This window comes from Mesorhizobium sp. B3-1-8 (assembly GCF_006439495.1).
In the GTDB taxonomy this organism is placed as follows: domain Bacteria; phylum Pseudomonadota; class Alphaproteobacteria; order Rhizobiales; family Rhizobiaceae; genus Mesorhizobium.
In genome coordinates this window covers 14,173-28,265 of the sequence record NZ_VFTK01000056.1, presented here as the reverse complement: position 1 = coordinate 28,265, position 14,093 = coordinate 14,173, and the positions used below count along the sequence as shown (strand labels likewise).

Sequence of the window (14,093 nt, the reverse complement as noted above, 5' to 3'; positions counted from 1 at the left end):
ACTCCAAAACCCCTTCGGGCCAAAAGTGTTACCCATGTCTCCGGTATAAACCGTAACCCATGTGTCCGGAACGGACCAAGAGGGGATGGTGCCCAGAGGCGGATTCGAACCACCGACACGCGGATTTTCAGTCCGCTGCTCTACCAACTGAGCTATCTGGGCCTGTGCCGGCTAAAGGGATACGCCCGCCGGGTTTCGCGAAGGCGCCGGCGGCGCCCCTTGAAAGCGCGTGGGTTATAGCACGGGAATTCTGCCTGTCCAGCGCCTAGGTGTCGATTTCATCAGGAAAGAAAAATCGCCGGGAAACGGCCCGTCGCCGGCTGCGCTCACGGCTCGTCCTTGGGCGTCGGGCCCGGCTTCGGGCTGTCCTCTTCTTCCTCTTCGCCGTCGCGGACGGGGATGACATAGGCGCCCTTCAGCCAGCGATTGAGGTCGATGTCCTTGCAGCGCGCCGAGCAGAACGGGTAGTGCTCGCGCGCCGAGGGTTTGCCGCATTCGGGGCAGGGCCGCTTCGGCCTCAGCGGCGTGACCTTGTCGTCCGGACTCATGAGCGCGAAGCGTGCCAGTTCTGGTGCGCCTTGAAGCCTTCGCCCGCAAGCAGCGCCACGCTCTCGTAGAGCGGCAGGCCGACCACATTGGTGTAGGAGCCGACCAGCTTGACGACGAACGAGCCGGCCAGGCCCTGCACGGCATAGCCGCCAGCCTTGCCGCGCCATTCGCCCGAGGCGACATAGGCGTCGATCTCCTCGCGCGGCAGCCGCTTGAAGCGCACCCTGGTTTCCACCAGCCGCTGGCGCAGCTTGCCGCCGGGCGTGATCAGGCAGATGCCGGAATAGACCCGGTGCGAGCGGCCGGAAAGCAGGCCGAGGCAGTTGATGGCGTCGTCGATCGTCTCGGCCTTGGGCAGGATGCGCCGCCCGACCGCCACCACCGTGTCGGCGGCGAGGATGAAGGCGGGTGCATAGTCCTCCTCGCTCTTCAGCGAGGCCAGCGCCTTCTCGGCCTTGTCCTTGCAAAGGCGCTTGGCCAGCGAGCGCGGATGCTCGGCGCGCAGCGGCGTCTCGTCGACATCGGCGGGCAGCACCCGGTCCGGCTCGATGCCGGCCTGCTGCAGCAATTCGATGCGGCGCGGCGAACCCGAGGCAAGCACGAGCTTCTGCAGGATGCTCATGTGAGCATGATGCCGAAAAGTGTGAAGCGGTTTTCGGGCGACATCATGCTCCACTCTTTGATTTGGAGCCGGATGATTTCAGGTCGAACAGGCCTGAAATCATCCGGCTCTAGCTTCGCGCGGACTGTTACTTGAAACGGTAGGTGATGCGGCCCTTGGTCAGGTCGTAAGGCGTCATCTCGACCAGGACCTTGTCGCCGGTCAGCACGCGGATGCGGTTCTTGCGCATGCGGCCGGCCGTGTGGGCGATGATTTCGTGTTCGTTTTCGAGCTTCACGCGGAACATCGCATTGGGCAGCAGTTCGGTGACCACACCTGGAAACTCGAGGACTTCTTCCTTCGGCATTCGATACCTTTGCTTGGATGGGCGTTCCGGCGCCTAGAGCATGATGCCGAAAAGTGTGAAGCGGTTTTCGGACGACATCATGCTCTACTCTTGATCTGGAGTCGGACCTGAAATCACCCGACTCCAACCGGAATTTGCGCGGAACCTATATGATAATCATCCGCTTGTGAACAAGCTTAATCCGGGGCGCTTTCAGCCCCCGGTGCCGCAAAACGTCGACTTATGCGGGTCTTCAGCCGCTCGCGCACGTCGCGATAGGCGGCCATGATGTGCTCGCGCGTGCCGCCGGTGTCGGTCGGGTCGGGCATCGGCCAGTACTCGACCTCGACGGCGAGCGATCGGGTGAGCTCGAGGGCCGCATGATGCGCTTCCGGCGCCAGCGTGACGATCAGGTCGAAATAGTCGTCTTCCAGCTCCTCCAGCGTCCTGGGCTGGCGCGCGCCGAGCGACAGGCCCTCTTCGGCAAGCACCGCGTCGACGAACGGATCGCGCTCGCCGGCGCGCACGCCAGCGGAAGCGACGAAGGTGGTGGCGGGAAGCATGCGGCGCGCCAACTGTTCCGCGATCGGCGAGCGCACGGCGTTCATGCCGCACAGGAACAGGATCGAATGCGGCAGGGCGGCCACTAGAGCATGGTCCCAAAAAGTGGGAACCGGTTTTTGGAAAAGATCATGCTCCAACCAGAGAGCATGATCCCGAACCGGAGGTCAGCCACGCAAAAAGTGGGAACCGGCTCTCGGAGAAGATCATGCTCCAACAAAAGAGCATGATCCCGAAAAGTGGGAACCGGTTTTCGGAAAAGATCATGCTCCAACAAAGAGCTGGATCAGGACGGTGTTTCAACGAAACGTCATCCTGATCTAGCCTCGCCAGTGCAGCACGCAGACCAGCGTGAACAGCCGGCGCGCCGTGTCGAAGTCGATCTCGATCTTGCCGGCGAGCCGGTCCATCAGCGTCTGCGAGCCCTCATTGTGCAGGCCACGCCGGCCCATGTCGATCGCCTCGATATGGCTCGGCGTCGAGGAGCGGATGGCCTCGTAATAGCTTTCGCAGATCAGGTAGTAGTCCTTGACGATGCGCCTCAGCGGCGTCAGCGACAGGATGTGGGTGACCACCTCGGCGCCGTTTTCACGGCTGACGGCGAAGACCAGACGTGACTCGGCCAGCGAAAGCTTCAGCCTGTATGGACCGGCGCCGTCATCATTGATCGGCCGAAACCTGTTCTCCTCGATGAGGTCGAAGATCGCCACGGCCCGCTCGTGCTCGACGTCGGGCGTCGAACGTCCGATCGATTCGTCGAGCTCGACGTCGATCAGCCTGTCGCGGATTTGGTCGTGGCCGGACATCGCTACATGTTCAACCTGATCGCGACGGCGCGGGCATGGGCATCGAGGCCTTCCGCCTTGGCAAGCGCGATCGCGGCGGGCGCCAGCGCCTTGAGCTGATCCGGCCCGAGCTTCAGGATCGAGGTGCGCTTGACGAAATCGAGCACGGACAGACCTGACGAGAAACGCGCCGAGCGTGCCGTCGGCAAAACGTGGTTGGAGCCGCCGACATAGTCGCCGATGACCTCCGGCGTATGGCGGCCGATGAACACGGCGCCCGCGTTGCGCATCCTGGAAAAGAAGCCCTCGGCATCGTCGAAAGCGAGCTCGACATGCTCGGCCGCGATCCTGTCGACCAGCGGCAGCGAGGCCTCCAGCGTCGGCACCAGGATCACCGCTCCGAAGTCGCGCCAGCTCGCGGCCGCTGTCTCGGCGCGCGGCAGCACCTTGAGCTGGCGTTCGACCGCCTGCTCCACCGCCTTGCCGAATTCGGCGTTGTCGGTGATCAGGATCGACTGCGCCGATATGTCGTGCTCGGCCTGCGCCAGAAGGTCGGCCGCGATCCAGTCCGGATCGTTGTCGGTGTCGGCCACCACCAGCACTTCCGACGGCCCGGCGATCATGTCGATGCCGACGGTGCCGAACACCTGGCGCTTGGCTGCCGCGACATAGGCATTGCCCGGACCGACGATCTTGGCCACCGGCCTGATCGTTTCGGTGCCGTAGGCAAGGGCCGCAACGGCCTGCGCGCCGCCGACGCGGTAGATCTCGGAAACGCCGGCAAGGTCGGCGGCCACCAGCACCAGCGGATTGATGACGCCGCCCGAGGCCGGCACGACGATGACGATGCGCTCGACGCCGGCGACCTTGGCCGGCACGGCGTTCATCAGCACCGAGCTCGGATAGCTCGCCGTGCCTCCCGGCACGTAAAGGCCGACAGCTTCGATAGCCGTCCAGCGCGAGCCGAGCTCGACGCCGGCGGCATCCGTATAGCGGTCGTCCTTGGGCTTCTGCCGCTCGTGATGCGAACGGATACGCTCACGCGCGAATTTGAGCGCCTCGACGGTCGCCGGATCGGCCGCCTCATAGGCCTTGGCGATGTCGTCCTTCGAGACGGCGATGCCGAGCGCGTTGAGATCGGCCTTGTCGAACTTCAGCGTGTAGTCGATCAACGCCTTGTCGCCTTCGGCGCGCACGCGCTCGATGATGCCGCGCGCCACGGCCTCGACGTCGGCGGACACCTCGCGCTTGGCGGTGAGGAAGGCCGAAAAGCGTTGCTCGAAATCGGCGTCCTGCTGTCGGAGCGTAATCGCCATTGCGCTTTTAGCCTCTGTGCACGGGTCGCGAGGTGGCTTCCCAGGAGCCGCCGACATCGGCAAGCCGTGCCTCGACGCATTCGACGTCGAGCATGATGGTGCCGCCGCCCGAAAACACCAGTTCGACGATGCCGGCCGGCTTGCTGATGGCGATGAAGCTGATCGCCAGCAGCGACAGCACCTCGGCCGGCTTGTCGCGCGCAATGCCGCTGGTCTTGGCGCCGAGTACGCGATCGAAATGCAGAACGCTCTGGCGCCGTTCATTGTGCTGGCGGAACAGGCCGGATTTCGCTTCCCAGACGAAGCGGTTCATGGTCAGCACGAAGCGCTTGGCCGCCGGCAGATATTCAAGATCGGAGACTTTTATCACGGCGTCCTGGACATGCGCCGAGACGATGCTCAGATCCTGTTCGTCGAGCGCGATGAGCTTGAGAGCTGCCATGCCGAATGCGCACCTGAAGGTTGATAATTCAGCCCTCTGTTATGCGGTCTTTCCCGCCGGTGCAACTCGCCCGAGGCAGATGCGGGTAAGCGTCAGCCCGAAATCCGCTCGATCACCGCGCCGCAGCCGGAAAGCTTCTCTTCCAGCCGCTCGAAGCCGCGGTCGAGGTGGTAGACGCGATTGACCGTGGTCTCGCCCTCGGCGGCAAGGCCGGCGATCACCAGCGACACCGAGGCGCGCAGGTCGGTCGCCATCACGGGCGCGCCCTTGAGCTTGGCGACGCCGTCGACAATCGCCGTCTGGCCGGAAAGCGTGATGTGGGCGCCCAACCGGGCGAGCTCCTGCACATGCATGAAGCGGTTCTCGAAGATCGTCTCGGTGATGCGCGACTTGCCCTTGGCCATCGTCATCAGGCCCATGAACTGCGCCTGCAGGTCGGTCGGGAAGGCGGGGAAGGGGGCGGTCGTGACGTCGACCGGCGCAATGCCGGCGCCGTTGCGCTTGACGCGGATTCCCTCATTGGTCGGCGTGATCTCCGCGCCGGTCTCGACAAGAACGTCGAGCGCGGTCTGCAACAGATCGGGTCGGGCGCCGTGGAGCATCACGTCGCCGCCGGTCATGGCGACGGCCATGGCGTAGGTGCCGGTCTCGATGCGGTCGGGGATGACGCGCACGCGGGCGCCCGACAGCGCCTCGACGCCGTGGATGGTGATGGTCGAGGTGCCGACGCCGTGGATCCTGGCGCCCATGGCGATCAGGCATTCGGCGAGATTGACGATTTCCGGCTCGCAGGCGGCGTTCTCCAGCACTGTCTCGCCCTTGGCGAGCGAGGCCGCCATCATCAGCACGTGGGTGGCGCCGACCGAGACCTTGGGAAACACGTAGCGATTGCCGATCAGGCGGCCGTTCTTGGTCTTGGCCATGACATAGCCATTGTCGACGTCGAGCTCCGCGCCGAGAACCTGCAGGCCCTCGAGGAACAGGTCGACCGGGCGCGTGCCGATGGCGCAGCCGCCGGGCAGCGACACCTTGGCCTCGCCCATGCGGGCAAGCAACGGTCCGATCACCCAGAAGGAAGCGCGCATCTTCGAAACAAGCTCATAAGGCGCGGTGGTGTCGACGATGTTGCGGGCCGAAAAATTGATGGTGCGCGAATAGCCTTCCTGCTGCTTTTCGCGCCGGCCGTTGACCGAGTAGTCGACGCCGTGATTGCCGAGGATGCGGATCAACTGCTCGACATCGGCCAGATGTGGCACGTTTTCGAGCGTCAGCGTGTCGTCGGTGAGCAGCGAGGCGATCATCAGCGGCAATGCCGCATTCTTGGCGCCCGAGATCGGAATGGTGCCGGCCAGCTCATTGCCGCCGACAATTCTGATGCGATCCATGAGAAAACGTCCCCTCGGCCAGAACAGGCCGGTTTCAATCGGTTGATGCGCCCGGCTTAGACCATTGGCCGGCTTGGTTCAAGAAATAGGATCTTCTTGAAACCGGACCGACTATGGCCGGCCAGTATGGCTGATTTGGTCAGTCCTTGTGCATTTTTCCAGCAGCCGGCAATCCTTCGGACCTTAGATCCGTGTCGCGGGCGCGCTGCTTGTCAGTGTCGCGGGCGCGCTCCTTGTCAGCGTCGCCGGCGCGCCGCGACCGCGTCTGGGCCTTGCGCTTCTGCAGATTGGCGCGCAGCGCCTCGGCCAGCCGGTCCTTGCGCTCGCCGTCGCCTTTTTTCGGTGGATTTGCCTTGTCGTTCATCGTCCGATCCCTGGCCGGCGGTCAGCCGGCCGCGATTCCGCAATGGCTAGCATTTTAACGCGCCGATGTCATGGAAGCGGGCCGAGAGCCGGTTTCACGCTATGGATCAGCCGCGCATGCCGCCCCAAACCCGCATAATTGCCGGCAAGAATTAGATGCGACGCTTTGGGTTTTTCTTGGCCTTGCGCTTACCGGTTCGATATGGCAGAAGCGCCGCCATCGCAGGCTGCGGTAGCTCAGTGGTAGAGCACTCCCTTGGTAAGGGAGAGGTCGAGAGTTCAATCCTCTCTCGCAGCACCAGCTTTCCAGAACATCGAAGTGAGCGTCGGGCGATCGCGCCGGCTCAGTTAGTGACGTGCGACAGCCGCAGGCCGGCTTCGTCCGAGGCCTCGGCCATGCCTTCCTCCGCGAAGCGGAACATGTCCTCGAAATCCAGCTCACGCTCGAAAATGACGCCGCCGACACTGATCGCAAGCACGTCCTTGTCGCCTTTCGGCGCGAAATAGATCTCGCCGACCGTGCCGCGAATGCGCTCGCCCACGTCCTTGGCGTCCTCTTCGCTCGCGCCCGGCAGGAAGACGCCGAACATCGAGGTTCCGATCCGGCCGATCAAATCGTCCTTGCGCACCGCGGACCGGATGGCCGACGCGATCAGCCGCAAGGCCTCGTCGCCCCATTCGAGGCCGAAACGCAGGTTGATCGATGTCAGATGTTGCGGATGGATGACCAGAAAGGCGCCCGAGCGCGGGCCGACCGGTCTCGCCGCCCTCCTGTCGACCATCGAGGTGAACACCTTGCCGTTCAGGCAGCCGGTCAGTTGGTCATAGGTGCCGGACCTGGTGAGTTCCTGCCGGTAGCGGCGCATCTCGATCTGTTGCCAGCCGGTGAGGGCAAACAACGGCAGACCGATGACGATCGGCACGACGATTGCCGTAACGGCCCCGCGGCCGAATGGTGTGAGGCTGTCGCTGAAAAGCAGCAAGTAGTTCAACCCGAGCGAAAGCGCGACGCAGGCGGCGGTGCCAAGCACGGCCAGCAAGCTGAGGTGCTTCCACGTTTGAACCGGCGCGGTCGGTGTTTTCGTGGTCAAGGGCCAATCTCCTGTTCGACGCATCGTTTACAGGGGGCCGGTTACGATTTCGGTGTCAGGAAAGCGTACAATTTGATGCAAGTCGGCATCTTCTCCATGGCAAGCGCTGAATCCGGCGCGCCCGCGGCTGATGACCGGCCCGGTCGTCGGCCCAGGTTTTAGAATTGCCGAACCGCTCTGACCATTCTGCTTTCACGCAAGTCCGCGAGGAGAACTGGCCACTGACTTTCCCGCTGTCGCGTTATTGCGGTGGGCCGAAAATGCCCATCCGGGCGTTTCTCGCCACCACCTCCGCCTTGCCGTAAATGCCGGTCGGAGCGGCCATCGCCCAGCCGTTTGAAACCAGCCAGGCGCCGACATCCTGCTTGCCCAGCGCGCAGGGCGCCGCGATGGCGAAACGGTCGGCGTCCGGCGGCAGCAGGCATTTCAGCGCCCGGCCGCGCAGCCAGGCGTTGAAGACGGCCCGCGCCCGCTGGCCGCAGGGCCAGGCGGTGTCGTCGAATGTGCAGATCCTGTCCGGATCTATGTCGACCGTCCCGCTGATGGCGACCGTGCGTCCCATGGCTTCGACGACCGCCGAGGAGGTCGCGACGGGACGGAAAAGCAGCGTCTCGCGCCAGTCCTGCGGCATCGGCGTCTGCGGCCGCGGCGCAAGCCCGAGCTCGCCAAGCGGAGGACGCGGTTCGATGCGCTCGATCGCGGATGGGTCGAGCGGCGGCGGCGCAATGAGGTCCTCGGCGATCTTGCGCGCCGGCTGGCCTGGCCGCGCGTCATGGATCGGGCCATGGAAGGCCGGCTCCAGGTCGCCGGAGTCCTGAGCCGGTGCGATTAAAGCGGGCGGCAGCCGGCGCCCGCCCTCGGCGATCAGCGCCATGCCTGCGAGCAGCCCGAGACCGCCGAGCGCGGACGCCAGCAGCGGGCGGCCGGGCGGATTCGTCTGGCTCACGCGCGGAACCCCGCGAGGTCGCGGCGGCTGTCGATGATGCCGCCCGAGCCCAACCCGTTAGCTCCTGTCGACACGGCGTCACCCCCGTTGAACCGGATGATACATTAGACATGAGCGACAATCCTTGAAAAGCAAGGCGTTGCGTTAAGTGTCGCGCAACCAATGCGGCCTAGAATCGGTGATCGGATGTCGAGGGGATGACACGATGCGCAAGCCGATACTGCTTTTTGCCTTTCCGGCCCTGGTACTGCTTCTGCTGGCGGCGGAGCGAGCGGCGGCAATGCTTCTCGGCTTCTATCCGGCGAGCCCCGCTGTGTGGCATGCCTGGCTGGAGCTGCGCCCGTTCTCGACCATGTTCTGGCAGCAGGTGCACGTCTATCTCGGCGGATCGATGGCGCTCGATGCGGCCATTATCGTCTTGGCGGCGGGCGCCTGCTGGATGGCCAGCCGGTCCAAATGGTCCGGCGGCTTCTTCCTCGCCAATCATGCTGCAATTATTTTCGCCGGGTTCATGATGGCGCTGAGCAGCCACGCGGAAACGGCAAGCACTATTGCCGCCTTCGTTACGCCTCGTGGGCTTCAGTTCTCGGTGATGGTCGACCTTAGCTTGCAGAACTGCCTGGTGCTATGCCTCGGTCTCGCGGCCTGCGCTTACTGCCATGTCGCGTTCCTGCACGAGACCAGGCAGCGCGCCGAAGCCCGCGCAGTCCGCATGCTGGCCCTGCAGCGCGATCTGTAATCCAAAGCAGCAACGACAGCCCCGCGCGTTCAGTTGATCTTCTTGTAATAGACCTTGCCGTCGGGCTGCTGGATGCGCTGGTAGGCCGGGTTGGGGCCCGGAGGCGCGACCTTCCGCTTGAACGAGAGCCGCGCGTCGGCGGCATCGCCGCCGCTTTCGTCGGCCGCGGAAGCATCCGCCACCGTGGTGTTGTCAAGTAGGGCTGGCTCCGGCGCGCCAGGTGCTGGCTCTCTGGCGGCGACGGGCTGGCCTTGCTCCAGCTTGGCGATATTGCCGTTGATCTGGCCGAAATTCGCCTGCAACTGACGGTCCAGCGTCTCGAACCGGCTCTGGAAACCGTTGTTGACGGTGTCGATGCGGGCGCCGATCCGCTGCTCGAACTGGCCGAGCTCTCCCAGCCGCGCCTCTATCGTCTTGAGGTCGTTGACGCCGCGATAGAGATAGACGGCGGCCGTCACGTTGACGAAGGTGACGAGCGCGGCGCCCACCGCGACGACACCGATCAGTCTGGCCCGGCTGGGCTTTCCCGGAGCGGCTTCCCTGTGGCCGAGTTCGATTGCCGGAACGTCCGGCTCGCTGATCATCGTCATTCAACCACCACCTTTGCGCCCACCGCGACGCGCTTGAAGAGATCGATCACATCGGTGTTCGTCAGCCGGAAGCATCCGGACGTGCCGTCGAAACCGACGCCCTTGGGATCGTTGGTGCCGTGGATGCGATAGAGCGTGTCGCGCCCGTCGCGTGACAGATAAAGCGCCCGGGCGCCGAGCGGATTGTAGGGACCGGCCGGCACCATCGCCGGCAGTTCCGGCTGGCGCGCGCGCATTTCCTTGGGCGGACGCCATTCCGGCCATTCGGTCTTGGAGGCTACCTTGACCGTTCCGGTCCAGCCGAAGCCGTCGCGGCCGACGCTGATCTGGTAGCGCAGCGCCTGGCCCTGGCCCGTCACCAGGTAGAGCGCCTTCTCGTTTTTGCGGATGACGATCGTGCCCGGCTGCTCGCCGGTCTCAAAGGCGACCGCCTTGCGCAGGCTGGGGCCCATGGCCGGCAGCGGCGGCGATCCGGCCTCCGCCAAACCGCAAGCCGACACCAGCACCACGCCGGCCACAAAGGCACCGGCTAGGTGCGCGGCAGTGAAGCGGCTAGCGCTGGGCATTGTCCAGCCGCTCCTTGAACATGCGTTTCAAATCCTTGTTGAAGCGCGCGCGCCCATCCACCTCGGAAGGCAGGATGGCGCGGTTCAGCGCGTCGGCCAGAAGCGCGTTGTCCAGCGCCAGCGACTTGATGTGCGGCGCCTTGAAGATCTTCTCCAGCTCGCTGCGCGAGAAGTGGTTGCCGAACCATTTGCGCTTGTGCTTGTTGGCGACCAGCGTGATGTTGACCTTGTTGCCGCGCAATTCGCGGATCTTCTTGTAGAGCCGCTTGCCTTGCCGCAGCGAAGCGACATTGAGCTCGAAGACGATGAAGATCTCGTCGCTCGTGCGCAGCACCGAATCGTGCCACGGCGTCTCGATGTTGGGCAGGTCGATGACGATGTCGTCGAAGCGGTAGGCGACGAGATCGAGCAGCCTGAAGACGAAGTCGGAACCGTGCGGCTCGAACGGCAGTTGCGGCCGCTCGAAAGAGTAGAGCGTGAGGCCGGACGGCCGCGACAATTTGATGACGTCCATCATCTCGACATCGAGCCGCTCCGGCTGGCCGATGATGCCGGTCAGGTCGAACTGGTTGAACTGGTTGAGATAGGCGCCGCAATTGGCGCTCTGGAAGTCGAGGTCGACCAGGCAGGTCGAGGCCGCCCGCTCGGCCGACTTGGCGGCCAGGTGCTCCGCCGCCGAAATCGCCAGCGTGGTGGCGCCGGCGCCGCCGCTGGCGGCAATGAAGGTGACGATCCGGCTCTTGGTGCCCTGGCTGCCGGTGTCGTGGAAGGTGACGGCGTTGAGCAGCTCCTTGGCGTCGAGCGGCTTGTGCAGCCAGTCCGACGCGTTCATGCGCACCAGAACGCGCGTCTGCTCGGAGCTGAGCTCGTCGGAAATCGCGATCAGCGGCACCGAGGCCCACTTTGATCGCACTTCGACGACGCCGGGCTGGCCGAGCAGTTCGCCATTGGCGAGATCGAGGATGACGATACCGGGGCGGCTGTCGGCGGAAGGCCCTTTGAGGAACTCGGCCGCGTCCGAAACCTTGACGTCATAGATCGCCAGCGCGTCGAGCCGCGTCGCCACCTCGCGCTTGAAATTCGCATCCGACGAGAACAGCGCCACCTGCTTTCGCTTGGTCGGTGTAACCTTGGTGTTGATGGCGTTCATGGTGATGTCCACGTGCTCTTCATGTCTTCGCCCGTGACCGTGCTCAGCATGGAGGGCATGGTAATGCTGTTGAAACCGAGCAGTCCGCCTAGGAAGAAGAACTGGAACGGATGGTTGGTGATGCTGGTGGTGATGGTAGGCACCGGCCCGCTGGGGCGCGTCCAATAGCCGAGGCCTGAGGCGGCGTATGCGATCCGAACCTCTGACTTTTTCAGCGTCGACAGGAAGTCGTGCATTCCGGCCCGGTTGGCTGTGCCGTCATAGATCGCATCGAACGCGGCTTGGCTCGCGTTCGATGGTTGGCACGCGCCTCCTCCGATACTGCAGCAAGCGACACCTGCTGCGCTTGCAGTGCAGACATAATTATACGTGCCGGCCGGCACTGCGGTTCCGACTTTGGTTACATCGCTCTGCGTTATTGTCTCAGACGGAAGACCGAGTGCTACAGGGGTAGAAATCTGCGCCAGTCTTGCGCCGGCTTGCACAGCTTTGTTTCCGGCGTTCCATTGGTAAAAGGCATAGCCGAAATCGACGAAGCCAAGCAGAAGCGTCAATAGTAATGGCAGAACGATAGCCATTTCGACCATCGCGGTGCCCGACTGCTCGGCGCAAAACCTTTGGTTTCCCATCACCATCCGATAACTCGTTCTTGATGGGAGACACTTAGGGTAAGAGCACCAAAGCCAAGATACGACAAGAATCCGAAGTCTGGGTAAGAATAGGATGTACTGACGTCTACGACGTCGACCGTGCTCGTGTTGCTAAGATAAAGCTGGGTGCCTGTGGCTACATCGGTCGCGGCCTTGGACGTTTTAGTAATCGTAACTGTCGGTGGAAGCCATCCAGCCACTCTGGCATTGCCGCTAACGACCGCCCCATTGGCAGCAAGGTTTTGTGCGCGCCCCTTGCAAGTGTCCCAGTCGCTACTGCATCGCGCCATATAGCGGGCTGCATCCTCGACGCCTGCTTCAAGGAGCAGGCGCGTGTTCAAAACGTTGGAGAACTCGAACACACCGACCGATAACAGCAACACGAGTGGTATGGTGATCGCGGCTTCAACCAAGGCGATGCCACTTTCGTCGCCCTGGAACCGCCGGATGATTTGGCCAAGCTTGCTCATGTCGGCACTATCGATACAACTGGGCTTCGTTGCGGAAAGCTTTGTCGACAAGGGTGTTGTTGGCGAATCCGCCATCGACGTCGACGATCTCCAGGCTGATAGGCTTTTCGGCGCCGTTACTTTCCGGATTATCCTCGTCGTTGGGATTCACCTTCTGGATCGGGTTGTTTATGAAGACGCTGGCATAGCCATCCGGTCGGACTGCGGTGTGCCCGTTCAACTTCGCCTGGTTCGCCTTGCAATCGATGATGGCCATGTTCATCAGCCGGCGGTTCGGATCTGCCTTGGTGAGGTCTCCCTTGTAGCAGGAAGGCGTTCCCACTTCGTTTGAAGGCCCTTTCGACTTGTCGCCCACGATCCCGGCCGCGATTTCATAGCTGTAGACATCATACCTGGATGCGGGAACGTTACGCTTGAGCGGGTCAGTCTTCGCCGGTAGGTTCGGATACGAAGCGTCCTTGTGGTTGGCGGCCCAGTAGGCGGTCCAGAACGAATTCGATGGGATCGGCAGCGTCATGCCCTTAGCTGAGTCATAGCCAGTGCCAACCGGAAGAGGCAGTGCGGAACCATCTGTCGCCACATCAAACTTGTTGCAATTGCTGTTCTTGCTTGCTCCCTTGCGTACGTTGCTCGCGGGGCGGTAGCCGAGATCCTTGTTGTTTTTCAAAGACCCCTGATAGAGGTCGAACCGGACGTTAAGGCCAGTATTTACCTGTCCCAAGGTGACGCCCGTCTTGGTAGTCAGCGAAGTGCGGCTGTAGCAGGTGCCGGCGGTTCCCTTGGCCATTCCCTCCTGTATCGAGGTCAGACCGTTCTGCAGCAGGCCAAAGTTGCCGGGGCCGGGGTTGCTATCGACCTTCAGGATCCGGAATTCCCGGCTGTAGGTGTCGCCAGAGGCGAACGCCTGCTGGATGGTCTTGCTGGTCAACGGGTCGTCCGTCTCGAACGGGTTGCACATAAAGATCGGCACGGTTTCGCAGATCGACTGAACGAACCCGGCCACAGCTTGTGGCTGGATGTCCATAGTATTGCTGCCGCCGATAAGGCTTACTGGAAAGATCGTCTGGAAAGCGCCGGCACCATCTGCCAAGCCCGACGCGTTCACCGTGACTTCGGCGAATATCGCGGATTTGGAGTCGGGTGCCGCCCAGTTGACACCATTGGCGTCGACGCCTGCGGCCGTCAGTGCAATGGCGTCACTGGCAGGTATCCCGGAGAGATAGGTAATCGTCACATCCCCTGGTGCGAGCGTGTGGCCACCCGAGGTAGAAAACAGGGTCTTGTTGGTCAACAGCGTCGTCGCCGCTCGGGTGGCCCGTTCGGTCGAATCAGCTCGGCCATCCAGTTCGGCGGCAGCCGCAAGAGCAAGCGCATCGACGCCTTTCTGAAGATCATTGTGCAGCCCGCTGGCCCGGCTGAAATCGATGGCCAGAATAGCGAAACCGACAAGTACCGGTATCATTATAGCCACTAGGATCATCGCAATGCCGCGTTGATCGTTCCAGAACGCCTTAACGGTCCCCAACATGACCCTACTCTCTAG

At 63.1% G+C, this 14,093-nt stretch carries 18 protein-coding genes and 2 tRNA genes; 2 read left to right on the top strand and 18 right to left on the bottom strand.

Translation table 11 applies throughout. From position 1 onward, the window contains the following. Positions 1–86 precede the first annotated feature (86 nt). From FJ424_RS31655 to FJ424_RS31610, 10 genes are all read right to left on the bottom strand, one after another. Positions 87–162: transfer RNA gene (locus FJ424_RS31655), tRNA-Phe, on the bottom strand. 164 nt (positions 163–326) lie between these two features. Continuing rightward, positions 327–548, bottom strand: coding sequence for a DNA gyrase inhibitor YacG (gene yacG / locus FJ424_RS31650; RefSeq protein ID WP_140659616.1), 222 nt, complete (start codon positions 546–548; stop codon positions 327–329). Continuing rightward, on the bottom strand, positions 545–1,171 hold the full coding sequence (locus FJ424_RS31645) for a Maf-like protein (protein WP_140648028.1): 627 nt from the start codon (positions 1,169–1,171) through the stop codon (positions 545–547). Before FJ424_RS31645 ends, yacG begins: the two co-directional genes overlap by 4 nt. Before the next feature lie 127 nt (positions 1,172–1,298). After that, a complete protein-coding gene (gene infA / locus FJ424_RS31640; RefSeq protein WP_006200926.1) occupies positions 1,299–1,517 on the bottom strand; it encodes a translation initiation factor IF-1 in 219 nt (72 codons plus the stop codon). 176 nt (positions 1,518–1,693) lie between these two features. Continuing rightward, positions 1,694–2,143 carry a low molecular weight phosphatase family protein gene (locus tag FJ424_RS31635; protein WP_281405453.1) on the bottom strand — a complete coding sequence of 150 codons (450 nt, stop codon included), beginning with the start codon at positions 2,141–2,143 and terminating at the stop codon, positions 1,694–1,696. Between the two features lie 234 nt (positions 2,144–2,377). Beyond that, positions 2,378–2,863, bottom strand: coding sequence for a UPF0262 family protein (locus FJ424_RS31630; protein WP_140648026.1), 486 nt, complete (start codon positions 2,861–2,863; stop codon positions 2,378–2,380). A 2-nt stretch (positions 2,864–2,865) separates the two neighbouring features. Continuing rightward, positions 2,866–4,158: a histidinol dehydrogenase gene (hisD, locus tag FJ424_RS31625; protein ID WP_140659617.1), complete on the bottom strand. Its 1,293-nt coding sequence runs from the start codon at positions 4,156–4,158 to the stop codon at positions 2,866–2,868. A 7-nt stretch (positions 4,159–4,165) separates the two neighbouring features. Further along, a complete protein-coding gene (locus tag FJ424_RS31620; protein WP_140648024.1) occupies positions 4,166–4,600 on the bottom strand; it encodes a DUF2948 family protein in 435 nt (144 codons plus the stop codon). 92 nt (positions 4,601–4,692) lie between these two features. Then, positions 4,693–5,985: a UDP-N-acetylglucosamine 1-carboxyvinyltransferase gene (gene murA, locus FJ424_RS31615; protein WP_140659618.1), complete on the bottom strand. Its 1,293-nt coding sequence runs from the start codon at positions 5,983–5,985 to the stop codon at positions 4,693–4,695. 139 nt (positions 5,986–6,124) lie between these two features. Beyond that, positions 6,125–6,349 carry a hypothetical protein gene (locus FJ424_RS31610; protein ID WP_140659619.1) on the bottom strand — a complete coding sequence of 75 codons (225 nt, stop codon included), beginning with the start codon at positions 6,347–6,349 and terminating at the stop codon, positions 6,125–6,127. 225 nt (positions 6,350–6,574) lie between these two features. Here FJ424_RS31610 and FJ424_RS31605 point away from each other — a divergent pair. Continuing rightward, positions 6,575–6,649: transfer RNA gene (locus FJ424_RS31605), tRNA-Thr, on the top strand. A gap of 43 nt (positions 6,650–6,692) precedes the next feature. Here the strand turns inward: FJ424_RS31605 and FJ424_RS31600 are convergent. After that, positions 6,693–7,439, bottom strand: coding sequence for a GGDEF domain-containing protein (locus FJ424_RS31600; RefSeq protein ID WP_246677407.1), 747 nt, complete (start codon positions 7,437–7,439; stop codon positions 6,693–6,695). 241 nt (positions 7,440–7,680) lie between these two features. Beyond that, positions 7,681–8,385, bottom strand: a complete 705-nt coding sequence (locus FJ424_RS31595; protein WP_246677406.1) for a thermonuclease family protein — start codon at positions 8,383–8,385, stop codon at positions 7,681–7,683. Between the two features lie 148 nt (positions 8,386–8,533). Between FJ424_RS31595 and FJ424_RS31590 the strand changes: the two genes are divergently transcribed. After that, positions 8,534–9,124, top strand: coding sequence for a hypothetical protein (locus tag FJ424_RS31590; protein ID WP_246677405.1), 591 nt, complete (start codon positions 8,534–8,536; stop codon positions 9,122–9,124). Between the two features lie 29 nt (positions 9,125–9,153). Here the strand turns inward: FJ424_RS31590 and FJ424_RS31585 are convergent, their stop codons facing one another. From FJ424_RS31585 to FJ424_RS31560, 6 genes are read right to left on the bottom strand one after another with little or no spacing between them, the layout of a single operon-like run. Next, the gene (locus FJ424_RS31585) at positions 9,154–9,714 is read right to left on the bottom strand and encodes a hypothetical protein (RefSeq protein WP_140659621.1); all 561 of its coding nucleotides are present in this window, start codon (positions 9,712–9,714) and stop codon (positions 9,154–9,156) included. Beyond that, on the bottom strand, positions 9,711–10,280 hold the full coding sequence (locus FJ424_RS31580; protein WP_140659622.1) for a L,D-transpeptidase: 570 nt from the start codon (positions 10,278–10,280) through the stop codon (positions 9,711–9,713). Before FJ424_RS31580 ends, FJ424_RS31585 begins: the two co-directional genes overlap by 4 nt. Further along, positions 10,267–11,430 (bottom strand): AAA family ATPase, encoded by a 1,164-nt coding sequence (locus FJ424_RS31575; protein WP_140659623.1) that lies wholly within the window; start codon positions 11,428–11,430, stop codon positions 10,267–10,269. Before FJ424_RS31575 ends, FJ424_RS31580 begins: the two co-directional genes overlap by 14 nt. Then, the gene (locus FJ424_RS31570; RefSeq protein ID WP_140659624.1) at positions 11,427–12,065 is read right to left on the bottom strand and encodes a TadE/TadG family type IV pilus assembly protein; all 639 of its coding nucleotides are present in this window, start codon (positions 12,063–12,065) and stop codon (positions 11,427–11,429) included. Before FJ424_RS31570 ends, FJ424_RS31575 begins: the two co-directional genes overlap by 4 nt. Then, positions 12,059–12,550, bottom strand: a complete 492-nt coding sequence (locus FJ424_RS31565; RefSeq protein WP_181182243.1) for a TadE/TadG family type IV pilus assembly protein — start codon at positions 12,548–12,550, stop codon at positions 12,059–12,061. The genes FJ424_RS31570 and FJ424_RS31565 overlap by 7 nt, the downstream gene beginning before the upstream one ends. Before the next feature lie 7 nt (positions 12,551–12,557). Beyond that, entirely contained in the window at positions 12,558–14,078 is a 1,521-nt protein-coding gene (locus FJ424_RS31560; RefSeq protein WP_181182244.1) for a pilus assembly protein TadG-related protein, read from the bottom strand. Positions 14,079–14,093: the final 15 nt, after the last annotated feature.

What these genes read in the sequence shown, in the direction of transcription:
- FJ424_RS31560 (WP_181182244.1), bottom strand. Translation starts at nt 14,078, where the DNA reads ATGTTGGGGACCGTTAAGGCGTTCTGGAACGATCAACGCGGCATTGCG.
- murA (WP_140659618.1), bottom strand. Translation starts at nt 5,985, where the DNA reads ATGGATCGCATCAGAATTGTCGGCGGCAATGAGCTGGCCGGCACCATT.
- FJ424_RS31645 (WP_140648028.1), bottom strand. Translation starts at nt 1,171, where the DNA reads ATGAGCATCCTGCAGAAGCTCGTGCTTGCCTCGGGTTCGCCGCGCCGC.
- FJ424_RS31585 (WP_140659621.1), bottom strand. Translation starts at nt 9,714, where the DNA reads ATGACGATGATCAGCGAGCCGGACGTTCCGGCAATCGAACTCGGCCAC.
- FJ424_RS31630 (WP_140648026.1), bottom strand. Translation starts at nt 2,863, where the DNA reads ATGTCCGGCCACGACCAAATCCGCGACAGGCTGATCGACGTCGAGCTC.
- hisD (WP_140659617.1), bottom strand. Translation starts at nt 4,158, where the DNA reads ATGGCGATTACGCTCCGACAGCAGGACGCCGATTTCGAGCAACGCTTT.
- FJ424_RS31570 (WP_140659624.1), bottom strand. Translation starts at nt 12,065, where the DNA reads ATGGTGATGGGAAACCAAAGGTTTTGCGCCGAGCAGTCGGGCACCGCG.
- FJ424_RS31580 (WP_140659622.1), bottom strand. Translation starts at nt 10,280, where the DNA reads ATGCCCAGCGCTAGCCGCTTCACTGCCGCGCACCTAGCCGGTGCCTTT.
- FJ424_RS31620 (WP_140648024.1), bottom strand. Translation starts at nt 4,600, where the DNA reads ATGGCAGCTCTCAAGCTCATCGCGCTCGACGAACAGGATCTGAGCATC.
- yacG (WP_140659616.1), bottom strand. Translation starts at nt 548, where the DNA reads ATGAGTCCGGACGACAAGGTCACGCCGCTGAGGCCGAAGCGGCCCTGC.
- FJ424_RS31565 (WP_181182243.1), bottom strand. Translation starts at nt 12,550, where the DNA reads ATGAGCAAGCTTGGCCAAATCATCCGGCGGTTCCAGGGCGACGAAAGT.
- FJ424_RS31575 (WP_140659623.1), bottom strand. Translation starts at nt 11,430, where the DNA reads ATGAACGCCATCAACACCAAGGTTACACCGACCAAGCGAAAGCAGGTG.
- infA (WP_006200926.1), bottom strand. Translation starts at nt 1,517, where the DNA reads ATGCCGAAGGAAGAAGTCCTCGAGTTTCCAGGTGTGGTCACCGAACTG.
- FJ424_RS31610 (WP_140659619.1), bottom strand. Translation starts at nt 6,349, where the DNA reads ATGAACGACAAGGCAAATCCACCGAAAAAAGGCGACGGCGAGCGCAAG.